Source organism: Streptomyces sp. ISL-96 (assembly GCF_018614035.1).
Classification (GTDB): Bacteria; Actinomycetota; Actinomycetes; order Streptomycetales; family Streptomycetaceae; genus Streptomyces.
In genome coordinates this window covers 74793-90852 of sequence record NZ_JAGGPA010000021.1, presented here as the reverse complement: position 1 = coordinate 90852, position 16060 = coordinate 74793, and the positions used below count along the sequence as shown (strand labels likewise).

Sequence of the window (16060 nt, the reverse complement as noted above, 5' to 3'; positions counted from 1 at the left end):
ATGTCGCCGCACATCACAGTCGGTGACCCTCGAGACCTGGCCGAGGTTGGTCCTCATCCCGCACTCGCTGTGATCCTGCTCTTCTCCGCGGTCAAGCGCGCCGACTTGCCCCACGCCGACCACCCGGACGTGCCGCGCGCGAGCGCGGGCTTCCACACCTCGACGTTGAAGATGTTCGCCCGGATCGCGTTGCCATACGTCGTGGTCAGGACGAGCGGGAAGGCCCGCCTCTCCCGCTCGGGCTCCGGGCCGCCCGACGGCAGCTCGACCTCGACGGCCGGAAGCTCCAGGAATTGGCCGGCCAACTCGGCCGCGACCGAGCCGGGCGTGTCGACGACGCGTGTCTTCCCGCCTTTCGGCAGCGCGAAGTACATGCGTCCATGGCGAAGTTGCACCTGGCGGCGCACACGGATGACGCCGCGCTCGAAGTCGACGTCCTGCGGCGAGAGCCCGAACACCTCGCCCTGGCGCAGGCCGCACCCGAGGGCGACGATTACCGCGATCCGGTAGCGCGGGTTGATGCCGTCCCGCACGCGCTGCGCGGTCTCCAGCGGCCACGCCTCCCGCTGCTCCTCGGGCACCTTGGGCCAGCGGACCGACTTGGCACGCAGGGGGTGCGGACGAGCCGCTTGTCGTCGATCGCCGTCTCGAGAATGTTCGAGAGGGTGGTGAGGATTTGCCGGGCGTACCGCGGTGCGCTGCGCCTTCGAGCGCGGCGATGTAGCCGCGCAGGACGGTCGCGGAGATGTCCCGAAGCGCCACTCCGCCGAGGTGCGGAAGAACTGGCGCCGCCGAAGCCGAGGTTGCCGCCGAAGAGGACGGGCACGCTGCCCGCCGGGACGCCCCGCGCGGTGAGCTCGGTCAGCCGCGCCGCGGTGTCGTCCAGCCAGGAGTCGGAGGCCCGGTCGTGGCCGTGCGGAGCGAGACAGAGCACATACGTGCGCCGTTCCCGGTGGTCCAGGACGATCATCCGGTCGACGAACACCAGGGCTGCGTCCGGGTGGTCGGAGCGGTACACGTCGTCGCCGATCGTCTCGGCCTTCAGCTCGTACCCGAGGTAGCCGACGTAGCCGAGGTTGAACTCGAAGGGCAGGCCCTCCGGGACCGGGATGTTGCGTCGGCCGAGCTGTTCCTCCAGGTAGGAGAAGAACGGACGGTGGATCTCGGTGCGTCGGCCGTCGGAGTCGCGCAGAGTTACCGTCTTGTCGCTGACGCTGTAGGTGAGGTACTCACCCAGCGGGCCGTCCGCGCTGCCGAGGAAGGAGAAGCGGGAGAGCCCGTCGACAACGGAGCTGCTGTCCAACCAGAAGGACGAGTCGGAGCCGGCGAAGAACGCCTCGTAGACGAGTTCGGCGTCGGGCAGTTCACCGATCTCGCGCACGCGCACCCGGTAGGGGTAGGCGGGGGCGTCAGCGGACTCGGCGAACAGCTGCGGGGCCGCGCGGCGTTTGCCGGCGAAGGCCAGGTCGCGGAAGTTTGCCAGGATTTCCCGGCCACCCTCACTGCCGATGGATTCGGGGTGGAACTGCACACCCCACAAGGGCCTTTCGCGGTGCTGCAGCCCCATGACCACGCCGTCGTCGGTCCAGGCGACCGCCTCCAGCTCCGGGGGCAGATCGGTGACGGCCAGGGAGTGGTAGCGCACCACGGGCAGCGGCGAGGGCAGCCCCTTGAAGAGGTCGGTGCCGGTGTGCCGGATCTCGGATACGCGCCCGTGCATTGGGACGGGCGCCAAGCCGACGTTGGCGCCGAAGAGCTGGGCGATGCCCTGGTGGCCGAGGCAGACGCCGAGGACGGGCAGCCCGCTCTCTTCGATGGCGCGCCGGCTGATGCCGAAGTCGCGGGCGCGCTCCGGGCGGCCGGCGCCGGGCGAGATGACGATCGCGTGGAAGTCGGCGACCTCCACGCGGGACCAGTCGTCGTCGTTGCGTATGACGACCGGCGGGCAACCGTTGACCTCGCCGATGTACTGGAACAGGTTGTAGGTGAAGGAGTCGTAGTTGTCGATCAGGAGAGTGCGCATGGTGGCCAGCACTTTCTCGGTGAGAGGATCTGGGCGGACGGCTCAGGTGGGCCCGTCACAGGCGCGGGGCCTATCTGAGGAAGAGGCGCTTGGCAGTACGTCCCTTGCTCTGCGCGTAGGCGGCCAATGCGTCGTTGTCGACGATGGCGGGGGGCTCTCGTCGTAGGTGATGGCCATCAGACTGGCGAGCCGGCTCTCCGGGCATCATTCACCGACAAATACGGAATCTTCGGTCCCGGACAAGTCATACCCACCCAACGACGAACCTCCGACTCAGGTCACTAGCCTCACCGTTGCAGTTGCGGCTGTTGGGCAGCTGAGAGGTTGTTTGAGGCTTTACCGGCGGACCCCGCCGAGCCGCCGCAGGGTTGCGCCCTCTTACCACCCTTTGGCACGGTGAAGTACAGGTGGCCACCGCGGAGTTGCACTTGTCCACGGCGAACACGCTCGTCGATGCGCTTGACCGTGTCGTCGCTGGGTTCCGGGCGGCCAAGTCATTTGAGCCATCAGACGGCGACAAGCTCACAGCCATACCGTACGAATGACCATCTCAGACGCACGCTTGGAAGGTAGCGTTCGTCGGCTGGACGATGGCTGGTGCGGGCCCTGCTGATGCCTCACGGCTGCCGCGCTGGTACTCCTGCCCGCCATAGCCGGACGGCGGACAGCGCCGCCGCTCCGACCAGCAGCAGGTCGCGAGCGAAGAGGTTCGCGACGGCCAACGGATCCCCGTTGTCCCGCAACTCCCGGTACAGCAGTGGAAATCCGAGCGTCGTGAACAGGCATGCGGCCAGCAGCAGCCAGGCGACCGGCCGCTGCGACGTCTCCCGCCGCAACAGGCACACCGCCGCCAGTCCCACCAGCCACACCAGATACTGCGGGCTGATGACGCGGCTCGTCACTACGAACAGCAGCACGGCGGTCAGTGCCGCGTCCGCGAGCATCCACGGCGCCGTCCGCACCGAGCGCCACCGCCACCACAGCAGCCAGCCGAACGCCAGCACCGTCAGCCCTTGCATCACCACGCTCACCAGCCCGACGTACGGCCCCACGAACTCGTGCGACCCGTCCTTCGCGGCCCAGGTGCCGCTCCAGCCGAAATGCCGCGCCACGTGGAACGGCAGCGCACCCACCGACTCGATCTGGACGCCCCGCGACCTCTGTGCCGTCAGAAACCCCAGCGCGTGCGGCACAGCCAACGCGAAGCCGGCCACCAGAGCTCCCCCGGCCACGGCCATCGACAGCCAAGCCACACGGGTACGTCGCCCACGTTCCGTACCCACCAGCAGCAGCACGGGCCACACCTTGATGAGCGCTCCCAGCGCGATCAGTGCGCCGAACACCCGGTCCGCCCAGACCCGCCGGGACGCGGCAGCCGCGAGCGCGGCCATCGCGACCGCCGTCACCTGAAGGTCGAACCGGTTCCACGGCAACGTACTCAGCACCGCCATTGCGACGGTCCACAGCCATACCCCGGCGAACGGCCGGCCGTGGCGTACGGCGGCGTACAGCAGCCCCACCGTGATCAGCGCGTCGCACAACGCGCTCGTCACGATGAACGCCTGGCCGTAGTCCAGAACGGGCACCAGGCCAGGAGCGAGAATTGGCAACGCGGCGCCCGGCGGGTACTGCCAGCTCACGTCGTTCACGGGAAACGTCCCCGAGGACAGTACGGCGTACCAGCCCCGGTACATCCGGTCCACCGACGGGTCCAGCGAGCCGCCTCCAGTGAACGTCGGCAGCTTGAGCGCCGCCGGTACCAGCCACAACCGGGTCACGAACCACACCGCAGCCACCGCCCATGGCGCATACCCCGGGCGGCGGGGCACTGACAAGACGGGGGCGGATCGGGTCCGCAACCTGCTCCACAGCATTCCCGCACTCTAAGGGTCCGTAAAGAATCAACACGTTGGTTTGGTCTCTGTCGTGAGGGTCGCGCCGTGTGCGGCGGCGTGAACGAGGAGTCCTGCCAGGGTGTTCAGGTGTGCTGCTGGGGGCCGGGATGTGTGTGCGTGCTGGTCCATCAGCCGCCGAATCTCGCTGGTGGTGTGGCGGATGGTGTCCTTGCTGACGGCGAAGAGGTGGGCCAGCACGGCGGGCGGCAGGGCGAGGTTTTGTTGCAGCACGGTGGCCAGGACCCGGTCGGCCAGGTCGAGTTTGGCTTTTCGGCCGCCGCCCGGGGCCGTGGCCGGTGCGGCCATAGCCACGGTATTCGCCGGCACGGTGTCGACGGCTCAGGCCGACGAAGCCACCGTCCTCGACACCAACAAGGTCATCACGCTTCCGGACGGCCGGGGCAAGATGACCTACATCGATGACGGTGACATGTTCGAGGTCTGCGACACCAGAGCAGACGGTCACGGCGTTGAGGGACAAGTGGTCCGCAAGGGCGGGCAGACCATGCTCACCGTCAACGATGGTGGCGACGCCGGCTGCGACAAGGGTGGCTACAACATCCCCAACTCTGGCGAATACCAGATGCAGCTCTGGTGGCAAGGTGGGGGCGCTGCCCAGTACTCTCACTGGTTCAACGAGTAAGCCGCCATGCAGGACTGCTGCATGATGCGAATGCGGCAAGCGTGAGCCGCTAGCGCTCAGGCCGCCCTTCGCCCTGTGCAGACATCGTCCGCCCTTGCCTGCAGGGAGATCCCGTATGGACACGATCTCCCTGCAGGCTCTTGCTGGGCTGTCCATGGGCCGCGTCAGCGCCCCCTGGAGGCCGCCACCGCGTCGCGCAACCACAACGCGCTTGCTTTGGGAGTGCGCCGCTGCGTGTCGTAGTCCACGTGGACCAGACCGAAGCGCTTGGCGTAGCCGTACGCCCACTCGAAGTTGTCCATCAGCGACCAGCAGAAGTAACCGCGGACGTCCGCGCCCGCCTCACGGGCCCTGCCGATGGCCGCGAGGTGGTCGGCGAGGAAGACGATGCGGTTCTCGTCCTGGATCCGCCCTGCCTCGTCCACCGCGGAGCTCGTGTCGTCGAAGGCCGCACCGTTCTCCGTGATGTACAGCGGCAGGCCGGGGTACTCCCTGGTGATGCGGGTGAGCAGCTCGGTCATGCCCTCCGGGTAGATCTCCCAGGGCATCGCGGTCGAGGGGCGCTCGGTCTGCGGCACCGAGAGGTAACCGTGCGGCTCGTCGGAGGGCCGTACGACATCCCGGAAGTAGTAGTTGATTCCGAGGAAGTCCAGCGGCTGCGAGATGGTCCGCAGGTCGCCGTCCTCGACCGGCGGCTCGGCCCCGTGCGGCGCGAGGTCGGCGAGCAGGTCCTCCGGGTAGCTGCCGCGCAGTACCGGGTCGAGGTAGAGCCGCGCACCCAGCGCATCGGCCCGGCGGGCGGCCTCGACGTCCTCGGGCGAGGTCGAAGCGGGTTGCGCGAGGACGGGGTTGAAGGTGATGCCGATCCGGGGCGGCAGAGCCGCCTGCGCCCGCACCTCCTTGACGGCCAGGCCGTGGCCGAGCAGCAAGTGGTGAGCCGCCTTGGTGAAGTCGGGGAAGTGTTTGCGGCCCGGAGCGTGGACACCGTGGTAGTAGCCGAGCATCGCCGAGCAGAAGGGCTCGTTCAGGGTGATCCAGTTGGTCACCCGGTCACCGAGGGCGGCGGCCGCGATCCCGGCGTACTCGGCGAAGCGGTAGGCGGTGTCCCGGTTCGGCCAGCCGCCCGCGTCCTCCAGTTCCTGGGGCAGGTCCCAGTGGTAGAGGGTCACCCAGGGGGTGATGTCCTTGGCCAGCAGCTCGTCCACCAGACGGTCGTAGAAGGCGAGGCCGCGTGCGTTCGCCGGCCCCCGGCCGCCCGGCTGGACGCGCGGCCAGGAGAGGGAGAAGCGGTAGGCGTCCAGGCCGAGGTCGGCGAGCAGTGCGACGTCCTCGGGCATCCGGTGGTAGTGGTCGCAAGCCGTGTCGCCGTGGTCGCCGCCGGCCACGGCTCCGGGCGTGTGACTGAAGGTGTCCCAGATGGACGGAGTGCGCCCGTCCTCGGCTGCGGCTCCCTCGATCTGGTACGCAGCCGTGGCAGCCCCCCAGACGAAGTCCACGGGTAGCCCGTCCACGGCCGCTCTCTCCACTGGCCCGGCGCTCGCAGCGGTCATCGGTGTCAGCCTCCTGGTGGCGTTGGTGCGCCCTCACTTGCCACAAGCTGTGGGAGCGCTCCCACAGAGGTTGCTCAGTCGACTTCTGGTTGTCAAGAGGCAATCAGATCCAGCCACTTGACTTAACCGTACGGCCGATTTCCGATCGCTGGTTGACAGGTCTTGACCAGTTGCGGCACCGTCGCGGGAGCGCTCCCATCGCCTTCGCCCACCACTTTCCGCGTACTCCGCGTTCCTCGCTCGTCCGCCGAACCGAAAAGGGACCGTACCTATGCCCGACAGCAATTCCGTCCAGCCCGGCCGGACCCTCGGCACACGATTCGTGGAGCGGAATCTCGATCTGGTGGGCAAGATCTACCAGCGTTCCGTGCACCCCGCCGCCCTCGACGTCGCCCACGGCAAGCGGCTGCCCTCGCCTCTCGTCGTCGACCTGGACCCCACGACCGTGTGCGACCTGGCCTGCCCGGAGTGCATCAGCACCCAGGTACTGCACCACGGTCAGATAGCCAAGGACCGCATCGTCGAGCTGGCCCACGAACTGGGCGAGTCCCAGGTCCGCGCTGTGATCCTGATCGGGGGTGGCGAGCCGCTGCTCCACCGTTCCGTCGGGCGGATCATCGAGGTGCTCCACGAGTCCGGCATCCAGCTGGGCCTGGTCACCAACGGAACGCAGATCCACCGGTACATCGACCAGCTCGCCGCAATGATGTCCTGGGTGCGGGTCTCGATGGACGCCGGGACCCCGGACACCTACCAGGCCTTCCGCCCCAGCCGCGGCAAGCACAGCGCCTTCCCGCAGGTCGTCGAGAACATGCGGCTGCTCGCCTCCCGCAAGCGGGGCCGGCTCGGCTATTCGTTCCTGCTGATGCAGCGTTTCGACAGCGACGGCAAGGTGACCGACTCCAACTACGACGAGGTGTACCAGGCCGGCGTGCTGGCACGGGACATCGGCTGCGACTACTTCGAGGTCAAGGCGATGCTGGACGAGGACCACTACACGGTCAACCAGCGTCTTGAGGACATCGAGGCGGTCGAGGAGCAGATCGCCCGGCTGCGCCTGCTGGCGGACGACTCCTTCCACATCCTGCACTCCTCGAACTGGCAGGCCGTGCGCCGCAGCGCCGCCCCCGAGCAGCCGAAGGACTACCACACCTGCTCGGTCGCCGAGCTGCGTACCACGATCACCCCCACCGGTGTCTTCATCTGCCCGTACCACCGGGGCAACCCCAAGGGCCGCATCGGTGACATCCAGAAGATGAGCTTCGCCGAGATGTGGTCGTCGGCCGACACCACGGTGATCGATCCCAGCGAGGACTGCCGCTTCGTGTGCGCACGGCACGGCACCAACCAGGAGATTCCCCTGCTCAAGGAGCGTCCTGAACCGGTCGGCCTCGCCGAGGACTTCGACCCCTTCATCTGACGCGGGTTCACCCGCCACCCTTCCATTGCCCGGCACCCGGCGCTCGCCGCACACCTGAATTCCCATCATCGAGGCGAGGAGCCCAGATGCGCATAACCGTCATCGGAGCCGGTCTCGCGGGGCTCACCTGCGTCAAGCAGGCCCTCGCCGACGGCCACGACGTGGTCTGCTACGAGAAGCACCAGGATCTCGGGGGCATCTGGAACCCGGCGTCGGGCGGCGCGTACGCCGGGGTCCGCATGCAGAGCTCGCGCATGAGCATGCCGTTCTCCGACCACCCTCCGGGCTTCGCCGCCGACTTCCCCACCCAGGCCGAGGTCCAGGACTACCTGCGGTCGTACGCCGAGGAATTCGGTCTGCTCGACTCCGTGCGATTCGGCCACGAGGTCATCGGGGTCAAGAAGGACGGCCCGCACTGGCGGGTGACCGCCCGCGACTCCCGTGACGGCGCCGAGCACTCCGAGCGCGCCGACGCCGTGCTCGTCGCCAACGGCGAACTGTGGCGGCCCCGGCTCCCGGACGGCGGTGTCCCGCTGTCCGGCACCGGGGTCCGGGTGCTCACCTCCGCCGAGTACCGCGGACCGGCGGGGTTCGCCGGCCGGCGGGTCCTCGTCGTCGGCGGCGGGGTGAGCGGCGCCGACATCGCCGCCGACCTGGCGCCGCACGCCGGCCGGGTGGACTGGTCCGTGCGCCGCAAGGTCCTTTTCCTGCCGCGCACCATCGCCGGCGCGCACAACGACGCCCTGTTCTCGTACGCGGGCCGGGTCGCCGTCGAAGAGGTGCCGTACGCCGAGTACCTGGGCTGGCTGGCCGAATGGCTGCCGGAGTACATGCGCATGTACCGGGCCACCGGACTCCTGCCGGAACACGATTTCCACGGTGCGGTACACGTCAACGAGAAGATCATCCCCGCGGTGTACGGCGGCGAGGTGCACCCGGTGCCGGCCTTGGCCCGGTTCGACCCCGACGGCGGGGTGGTCCTCGCGGACGGCACCACGGACCGGTACGACGCCGTGGTGCTGTGTCTTGGCTACGAGCCGCCCGACTACGGATTCATCGACGGCCTGCGCCGCGAGGACCTCTTCGAGCACCACTTCTGGCGGCACGACCCGACCCTGGCCGTGGTCAACACCCCCGTGGACACCGAGGCGTTCGGTACCGCCTGCCCGTACTTCGAGGCGATCTCCGGCTGGGTGCTGAGCGTGCTCGGCGGTAAGACGGCACTGCCCGGCCCCGCCGAGCGCGCCGAGTGGTGCACCCGGCACATGTCCGCGCTCCACGACCGGCGCTATCTCGACTGCTGGCTGGAGACCGTCCGCCTCCGACTGCTCAGCGGCATGCTGCCCGACCCGGCCGTGCACTTCCGGGACTACTGGACCCTGGTCTCCAGCCAGGTCGACCCCGCCAATCTGCGCCCTGGACAGGCCCGGCCGTTACCCGCCGTGCACGACGGACGGCTGGACCTGGCCAGTCTGCGGCACCGCGTCCTGGCCGCGCTGCCGCTCGCCGTCCGGGAGCGGTTGCTGGACCGTGGCGAGATCGACGCGGCCGACTTGGACGCCGCCGCGCGGGTCCCCGCCGACCGCCGGCTGGAGCCCTCACTGCCGTACCGGCAACGCGACACCGCCTCCGTCGGCCCGATGACGGGAAGGGCCACGTGAGCGCCCAGAGCGTGACCGGGAAGAAGTCCCGCGCCCGTTGGCGCCTGCTGGGTGATCCCGCGGTGCGCAACCTGATCACCGCCACCGCGGCAGTCGGGGTGGCCGGGGCGTTCGTGGTGCCCACGACCAGCCTCTTCCTGAACGAGGCGGTCGCCGCCACGCCGCTGATGGTCGGTCTGTTCTTCGCCGCCCGGTCGGTAGCGGAGATCGGCACGGACGTGGTGGTGGGCGCGGTCTCCGACCGGTTGGGCAACCGCCGCACCATTCTGGTGCTGACTGCGCTGCTCAACGCGTCCGGGGCCCTGTGTTACACGTTTCTGCGCGACTACTACCTGTTGCTCCTGTCGGGAATGATCTGCTTCGGTCTCGGCGGCGCCTGTTTCGGCCAGCTCTTCGCCTACACCCGCGAACTGGCCGACGCGCGGGGCGTGGACGCCCCGTTCTTCAACGGCTTTCTGCGCTCGGTCACCTCACTGGCGTGGGTGGTGGGACCGCCGCTGGCCTTCTGGGTGATCGCCCAGTGGTCCTTCACCGCCCTGTACGCCGCGACGGCCGTCCTGTCCCTGCTGGCGGCGGCGCTCTGCCGGTGGGGGCTGCCCGACCCCGGCGGACCGGAACCGGCCGAGTCCGACGTCGAGACCGCCCCCGGGCTGCGGGGGATGTTCGCCGGAGTCGGGCGGCGTACGGCGCTGGTGCTCGGGGCCGTAGTGCTGCTGCTCGGCGCCAACATGATGTACCAGATCAACCTCCCCCTCTACATCACCGAAGAACTGGGGATGAGCGCGCAGTTCGCCGGGCTGCTGCTCGGTGTCAGCGCCGCTGTGGAGATCCCGTTGATGGTGCTGGTCGGGGTCTGGGCGGACCGGATCGGCAAGCAGCGACTGATGCTCGCGGCCACCGTCTGCGCCACCCTGTTCTTCGCCCTCCTCCCGCTCGCGGAGAGCCGGCTGACGCTGCTCGCGCTGCAACCCCTCAACTCCGCCTGGGCGGCGGTGGCCCTGAACATTCCCGTCGTCATGCTTCAGGACAGCCTGCCCGGCCGGTTCGGTACCGCGTCGGCCCTGTACTCGAGCGCCTTCAAAGCCGGAATGTTCCTGGGCGGGCTGACCGTCGGCACGGTGGCCACCTGGACCGGCTACGGCCAGGTCTTCTGGGTGTGCGCCGGGCTGACCGGGCTGGCCGGGCTGCTCTCGCTGTTCCTGCGTTCCGTCCCCGTGGACCACACCCCCGATCTCACCGCTCGGACCGACCCCCGCGAAGGGAGCGCCGCGTGACCGCGTCGCCGGCCTGCACAGTCGTCATACCCACCTACAACAGGTCAGCTCTGCTGAGGCACACCATGGATTCGCTGTGCCGCCAGCGGCTCGACGCCGACGACCGCTTCGAAGTGGTGGTCGCGGACGACGGCTCCAGCGACGACACGGCGGAGATCGTCGCCGGCTACCGAGACCGGCTCGACGTGCGCCACTTCTTCCACGAGGACGAGGGCTACCGGGTCGCCAAGGCCCGCAACGTCGGCATCGAGCAGGCCCGCTCCGAGGTCTGCGTGTTCGTCGACTCCGGCGTGATCCTTCAGTCGGGCGCGCTCGCCCGCCACCTGGCCGCGCACCGGGAGACGTCCGCGCCCACGGCGGTCGTCGGTTACGTGCTCTGCTTCAACGAGGGCAACGAGGACGGTGACGAGATCACCGAGGCCATCGACTTCGCCGACCCCGACGTCTCCTTCGCCGAGTTCTCCGAGCGGCGCAGCTGGCCCGACATCCGCGAGGACTACTACGAGCGTTACGGCGAGGATCTGGACGCCCTGACGGCGCCGTGGCTGATGTGGTGGACCTGCAACGCGTCGGCCCCCACCGCGTTGCTGCGGGAGGCCGGCGGCTTCGACGAGGCATACCGCTCCTGGGGTGCGGAGGACGTCGATCTCGGCTACCGGCTACGCACGGCGGGCGCCCGCTTCGTGCTGCGCCGCGACGCCGCGGCGATCCACGTCCCGCACCCGAAGAGCTACGAGGAGAACATGCGCTCGGCCGCTCACAACTACCAGTACTTCGCGACGAAGTACGACACCCCGGTCGCCCGCCTGGTGCCGGACAACCACTTCCACGAGATCGAGGACATCCTGCGCTCCCGGGGGTTGGCCGACGGCGAGGTCACCGACCGGTTCGGCACCGAGATCCGCCCCATCGACCAGGCGGACGCCGAGCGGGCCGCCGCAGGGGGGCCCCTCGGCGAACAGGCTTCCGTGGACGCCATCAAGGGAGAACACATGTCCCCGCCCCTGCTCGGTACCTGGGTCTGGAAGGACCGCGAGGCGCGGCGGGACGCGCCCCGGGTGCTGGTCTTCTCACCACACCCCGACGACGAGGTGATCGCCGTCGGCGGCACCATCGCCCGGCTCGCGGACGAGGGCGCCCGAGTGGGAGTGGTGTTCGCCACCGACGGCGCGATGTCCCACTCCGCGGTGCTGGACATCCACTGCGACCCGACGCCCGCCGAACTGCTCCTGATCCGACGTGAGGAGGCGCGCGCGGCGGCCGTGGCCCTGGGTCTGGGCAAGGAGGCGGCGTGGTTCCTGAACTACCCCGACACCCAGCTCGCCGAGCACCTCCCCCAGTTCCGCAAGGACGTGCTGGACATCCTGCGGGAGAACGGGGCGGTCACCGACGTGTACATCCCCCACGAGGTGAAGGAGCTCAACGCCGACCACCGGCTGACCGGCGAGACAGTGGTGTCCTGCCTGGCGGAACTGGGACTCACTCCGGCCGTGTACCGGTACGTGGTGTGGGACGAACGCACCGAGGAGGAGTTCGGCTTCGTCAACCGCAGCCCGGCGGCCGATCCGGGCGTGGTCACCGAGCGGCTCGTGTCCGTCGATATCAGCGGGTACCTGCCGCAGAAGCACGCCGCGTTCCGCGAACACCGCACCCAGGTCGAGCTGTACGCACCCGGACAGACCCGGCCGGTGGTGCCGCTGCCGTTCCAGGAGCGGGTGTTCGCCGCGCGGACCGAGGAGTTCTGGACCACCGAGCCGGTCGGCAGGACCGGCACCGACGAAGGAAAGTGACGACCGACGTGACGACCGACAGCGAGGCACCCGCGCCGACCGGGCTTCCGGACCTGCGGCCGCTGACCCAGTGGCCCCGGCTCACCTCGGCGATCCCGCGTGACGCCGGGGTCGAGCGCCGGGTGGCCGAGATCCTGGGGCAGCTGACGCTGGAGGAGAAGGTCGGCCAGATGATCCAGCCCGAGCTGGCCGAGCTGACCCCCGAGGACGTGCGCGACTACCGGATCGGCTCCGCGCTCAACGGCGCCGGCATATGGCCCGGTGGCAAGCGCCACGCGAGCGTGGCCGACTGGGTGGACACCGTGGACGGCTTCTGGGCGGCCGCGGAGGAGTGCTGGCAGGACCGGCCGTTCCGCGTCCCGTTCATGTGGGCCACCGACGCGGTGCACGGGCACAACAACGTCCACGGCGCGACGATCTTCCCGCACAACATCGGTCTCGGCGCGGCCGGCGACCCGGACCTGGTGCGGCGCATCGGCGCGGTCACCGGCCGCGAGGTCGCCGCGACCGGGATGGACTGGATCTTCGCTCCCACCGTTACCACTCCGCGCGACCGCCGCTGGGGCCGCTACTACGAGGGCTACGGCGAGGACCCGACCGTCGTGCACGCCTACGGGCGGGCCATGGTCGAGGGCCTGCAGGGCGATGTCGCCGCGCTGCGCGCCGACGGGAAGGTGCTCGCCACGCTCAAGCACTGGATCGCCGACGGCGGTACGGAGAACGGCGCCGACCGGGGCACCGCGCGCTGTTCGGAGGACGTGCTCAGGGACATCCACGCCCAGGGCTTCGTGGCCGGCATCGAGGCCGGCGCGCAGAGCGTGATGGTCTCGTTCAGCAGTTGGGAGAATCCCGCCAACTACGACCACACGCCCGGACGCGCCGAGCCGTACAACGACAAGGTGCACGGCAGCCGTTACCTGCTGACCGACGTGCTCAAGGACACCCTCGGCTTCGACGGCATCGTCATCAGCGACTGGGACGCGCACGCCGAGGTCGCCGGCTGCTCCGGCGGGGACGCCGGCTACGCGATCAACGCCGGGCTCGACGTGCTGATGATCGCCGGCCGTGAGCACTGGCAGAGCGTGCACCGCACGACGGTGGAGTACGTGCGCGACGGCGTCATCCCCATGGCCCGCATCGACGACGCGGTTTCCCGCGTCCTGCGGGTGAAGATGCGCGCCGGACTGTGGGACAAGCCCCGCCCGCGGGACCGCGCGCTCACCCGCGCCGGGTCGGAGGTCATCGGCTGCGCCGAGCACCGGGCGCTGTCACGTGAAGCCGCGCGCAAGTCACTGGTCCTGCTCAAGAACAGCGCCGGCCTGCTGCCCCTGTCCCGCACGACCCGGGTCCTGGTCACCGGCAGCGGCGCCGACGACCTGAGCAAGCAGTGCGGCGGATGGACGCTCACCTGGCAGGGCGACGACGTGGACCGCGCCGACCTGCCGGGCGGTACCACGCTGGCGGACGCGGTCCGCTCCGTCGTCGGCGCCGAACAGTGCACCGTCGACCCGGCACTGGAACACGCGGACCCCGCCGGCTTCGACGTGGCAGTCGTCGCCCTCGGCGAGGACTCCTACGCGGAGATGCGCGGCACCCTCAAGCCCTGGCGGTCACTCGGCTACGCCGACCTGAAGCTCTCCTACGCCCGCGACCTGGACGTGCTGCGCCGGCTGCACTCGGCCGGGCTGCCCGCCGTCTCCGTCTTCTTCACCGGCCGGCCCCTGTACAGCACGGAGGAGATCAACCTCTCCCGGGCCTTCGTCGTCGCCTGGCTGCCGGGACCGTACGCGCAGGGCATCACCGACGTGCTGTTCGCCGGGCCGGACGGCTCGCCCGCGTACGACTTCCAGGGCCGGCTGCCGTCGTCCTGGCCGCGGACGCGCGACTCCGCCGCCGTCAACCGGGTCCCGCCCCACCTGCCCGACTACCGGGTACCCGCCGAGGAGACCGCGCCCGAAGGCCGGTACACCGCGCTCTTCCCCGTCGGCCACGGCCTGTCCCTGCACGACCCGGCACCCCCGCCCGTTGCGCTGCCGTCCGACGAGCTCCCGGCGGCCCCGCCGCCGCCCCCGGCGGACGGACCGCTGCGGGTCCTGGACGCGGAGGGGACCCCGTACCAGCTGCGGGTCGGCGGCCACAACACATGGTCCCGGGAGACCGTCCCGCTCACCGGCCCGTTGCGGCTGCTCATCCTGCACACCGACCCCGTGCCCGCGCCCGTCGGCGGCACCGGGCTGCGGCTGCGTTTCAACGGTTATCCGGCCTTCGTCTACGCGGAATCCCCCACCGGCACCCCTGCCGACCTCCGCGGCCACCTGAACGCCGGGGCACACGTGCGCTTCCTCGCGCGGGTGACGGAGCCGCCTTCGGCCCCCTTGTTCCTGGCCTGCCACGACGACTACCCCGCCCAGCCCGGCGTGGACCTGGCGCCGAGACTGCGCGAGGCGGCGGAGGGTGAGTGGACAGAGGTGTCGGTTCCGCTCACCGGTCTGGCGGCGGCGGGCATGGACCTGCGCCATGTGGACGTGCCGTTCATGCTCTACACCGAGGGGACGGCGTCGCTGGAGATCGCCGACATCGGCTGGCGCGTTCCCCCGGTGCCGTAAGGGCTCCGGCCCCTGGGCCCTGGAGGCATTCCCCGCTTCGTACGGGCCGCCCCGTCCGAACCCCGGTGAACGCCGTCAGCGGTCACCGGGGTCCGGCTTGTCGCACGTCGTCAAAGGCCGACGTCAGACTGCCTCGTCGAGGACCTTGCGCAGTTCCCCGGGCAGCTCCAGGTCGGCGGCCGCGAGGCACTCGTCGAGCTGGGTCACCGAGCTGACGCCGATGACCGGGACCACAGCGGCCTCGCCGCCGGTCAGCCAGGCCAGGACCGCCTGGATCGGCGTCACGCCCAGCTCGTCGGACACCTTGGCGAGCGCCTGGAGCCGGCGCTCCGTGCCGGGGTGCGCGTAGTGCTCCGGAAGCGGCTGGTCCGGGCGGCTGTAGGCACCCCAGAGCAGGCTGGTGTACGCGAACAGCGTGAGGCCGCGGCTGCTCACGTAGTCCAGCAACTCGTCGCTCGCGTGCACGTGGCCGCCCTCGGGCAGCGTGGTCTTCGGCCGGGGCTGCAGGTACGAGTACCGCTGCTGCACCGCCGTGTACGGGGTCCAGCCGCGCTGCTCGGCCAGGGCCCGGGTCTCGGCCAGCCGCCAGGCGGTGTGGTTGCTCGCACCCAGCACCCGGGTCTTCCCGTCGGCCACGGTCCGGTGGAAGGCGGCGAGGGTCTCCTCGTCGGGCGTGCTCCGGTCCTCGCGGTGCGCGTAGTAGATGTCCACGTGGTCGGTGCCCAGGCGGCGCAGGGTTCCTTCCAACTGCTCCTGGATCACGGCCGGCTTGAGCCCCTCGGCCTGCCCGTCCGGCCCTGGGCCGGAACCGACCTTGGAGGCGATGGTCAGGCGGTCACGGCTGCCCCTGTCCTTCAGCCAACGGCCGAGCAAGGACTCGCTCTCGCCGCCGGTGCCGCCTGGGACCCAGAACGAGTAGCAGTTGGCGGTGTCGATGGTCGTTCCCCCGGCGTCCACGAACCGGTCCAGGATGGCGAACGACGTCTTCTCGTCAACGGTGGTGCCGAACGGCATGGCGCCCAGCGCCAGCCTGCTGACCAGCGTACCGGTGCGGTCGTGCAGGGATCGCTGCTGCATCGTTCCTCCGAGCTCTTGCGTGTTGGGGTGTCTGGGTGTTGAGGGCACAGCAGGTGCTCACTCGCACCTCCTGCGGACGGACGCTGACAGCACCGTATGAGAACCGGTGGGACGCCAGGAC

Annotated in this window: 11 protein-coding genes and 1 pseudogene; 6 read left to right on the top strand and 6 right to left on the bottom strand. The window is 69.9% G+C overall.

Going from position 1 to position 16060, the window contains the following annotated elements; genetic code table 11:
- Positions 1 to 53: 53 nt before the first annotated feature.
- From J7E96_RS15285 to J7E96_RS15270, 4 genes and pseudogenes are all read right to left on the bottom strand, one after another.
- Positions 54 to 581 (bottom strand): hypothetical protein, encoded by a 528-nt coding sequence (locus J7E96_RS15285; RefSeq protein WP_251069930.1) that lies wholly within the window; start codon positions 579 to 581, stop codon positions 54 to 56.
- The gene (locus tag J7E96_RS15280; RefSeq protein WP_251069929.1) at positions 494 to 2023 is read right to left on the bottom strand and encodes a gamma-glutamyl-gamma-aminobutyrate hydrolase family protein; all 1530 of its coding nucleotides are present in this window, start codon (positions 2021 to 2023) and stop codon (positions 494 to 496) included. Before J7E96_RS15280 ends, J7E96_RS15285 begins: the two co-directional genes overlap by 88 nt.
- Before the next feature lie 617 nt (positions 2024 to 2640).
- Positions 2641 to 3801 (bottom strand): glycosyltransferase family 87 protein, encoded by a 1161-nt coding sequence (locus J7E96_RS15275; RefSeq protein WP_308295972.1) that lies wholly within the window; start codon positions 3799 to 3801, stop codon positions 2641 to 2643.
- Between the two features lie 123 nt (positions 3802 to 3924).
- A pseudogene (locus J7E96_RS15270) lies at positions 3925 to 4206 on the bottom strand (ISAzo13 family transposase); the annotation flags it as partial.
- Between the two features lie 40 nt (positions 4207 to 4246).
- Between J7E96_RS15270 and J7E96_RS15265 the strand changes: the two are divergent.
- A complete protein-coding gene (locus tag J7E96_RS15265; protein ID WP_215131619.1) occupies positions 4247 to 4561 on the top strand; it encodes a hypothetical protein in 315 nt (104 codons plus the stop codon).
- Between the two features lie 164 nt (positions 4562 to 4725).
- On the opposite strand, the gene J7E96_RS15260 is transcribed toward J7E96_RS15265, so the two are convergent.
- Positions 4726 to 6111, bottom strand: coding sequence for a GH1 family beta-glucosidase (locus J7E96_RS15260; RefSeq protein WP_215131614.1), 1386 nt, complete (start codon positions 6109 to 6111; stop codon positions 4726 to 4728).
- Between the two features lie 271 nt (positions 6112 to 6382).
- On the opposite strand from J7E96_RS15260, the gene J7E96_RS15255 reads away from it, so the two are divergent.
- The 5 genes from J7E96_RS15255 to J7E96_RS15235 all read left to right on the top strand — a co-directional run bounded on the left by J7E96_RS15255 (position 6383) and on the right by J7E96_RS15235 (position 14862).
- Positions 6383 to 7531 carry a radical SAM protein gene (locus tag J7E96_RS15255; RefSeq protein WP_215131609.1) on the top strand — a complete coding sequence of 383 codons (1149 nt, stop codon included), beginning with the start codon at positions 6383 to 6385 and terminating at the stop codon, positions 7529 to 7531.
- A gap of 86 nt (positions 7532 to 7617) precedes the next feature.
- The gene (locus J7E96_RS15250) at positions 7618 to 9192 is read left to right on the top strand and encodes an NAD(P)/FAD-dependent oxidoreductase (RefSeq protein WP_215131606.1); all 1575 of its coding nucleotides are present in this window, start codon (positions 7618 to 7620) and stop codon (positions 9190 to 9192) included.
- Positions 9189 to 10466, top strand: coding sequence for a sugar efflux transporter (locus J7E96_RS15245; protein ID WP_215131603.1), 1278 nt, complete (start codon positions 9189 to 9191; stop codon positions 10464 to 10466). The genes J7E96_RS15250 and J7E96_RS15245 overlap by 4 nt, the downstream gene beginning before the upstream one ends.
- Positions 10463 to 12256: a PIG-L family deacetylase gene (locus tag J7E96_RS38455; RefSeq protein ID WP_215131598.1), complete on the top strand. Its 1794-nt coding sequence runs from the start codon at positions 10463 to 10465 to the stop codon at positions 12254 to 12256. The genes J7E96_RS15245 and J7E96_RS38455 overlap by 4 nt, the downstream gene beginning before the upstream one ends.
- 8 nt (positions 12257 to 12264) lie before the next feature.
- Positions 12265 to 14862 carry a glycoside hydrolase family 3 protein gene (locus tag J7E96_RS15235; protein WP_215131593.1) on the top strand — a complete coding sequence of 866 codons (2598 nt, stop codon included), beginning with the start codon at positions 12265 to 12267 and terminating at the stop codon, positions 14860 to 14862.
- A 123-nt stretch (positions 14863 to 14985) separates the two neighbouring features.
- Here the strand turns inward: J7E96_RS15235 and J7E96_RS15230 are convergent, their stop codons facing one another.
- Positions 14986 to 15939 (bottom strand): aldo/keto reductase, encoded by a 954-nt coding sequence (locus J7E96_RS15230; RefSeq protein WP_215131588.1) that lies wholly within the window; start codon positions 15937 to 15939, stop codon positions 14986 to 14988.
- Between the last annotated feature and the right edge of the window lie 121 nt (positions 15940 to 16060).

Bases quoted from the DNA above. Each gene is read 5' to 3' on its own strand.
- J7E96_RS15255 (WP_215131609.1), top strand. From the start codon at position 6,383: ATGCCCGACAGCAATTCCGTCCAGCCCGGCCGGACCCTCGGCACACGA.
- J7E96_RS15280 (WP_251069929.1), bottom strand. From the start codon at position 2,023: ATGCGCACTCTCCTGATCGACAACTACGACTCCTTCACCTACAACCTG.
- J7E96_RS15230 (WP_215131588.1), bottom strand. From the start codon at position 15,939: ATGCAGCAGCGATCCCTGCACGACCGCACCGGTACGCTGGTCAGCAGG.
- J7E96_RS15260 (WP_215131614.1), bottom strand. From the start codon at position 6,111: ATGACCGCTGCGAGCGCCGGGCCAGTGGAGAGAGCGGCCGTGGACGGG.
- J7E96_RS15250 (WP_215131606.1), top strand. From the start codon at position 7,618: ATGCGCATAACCGTCATCGGAGCCGGTCTCGCGGGGCTCACCTGCGTC.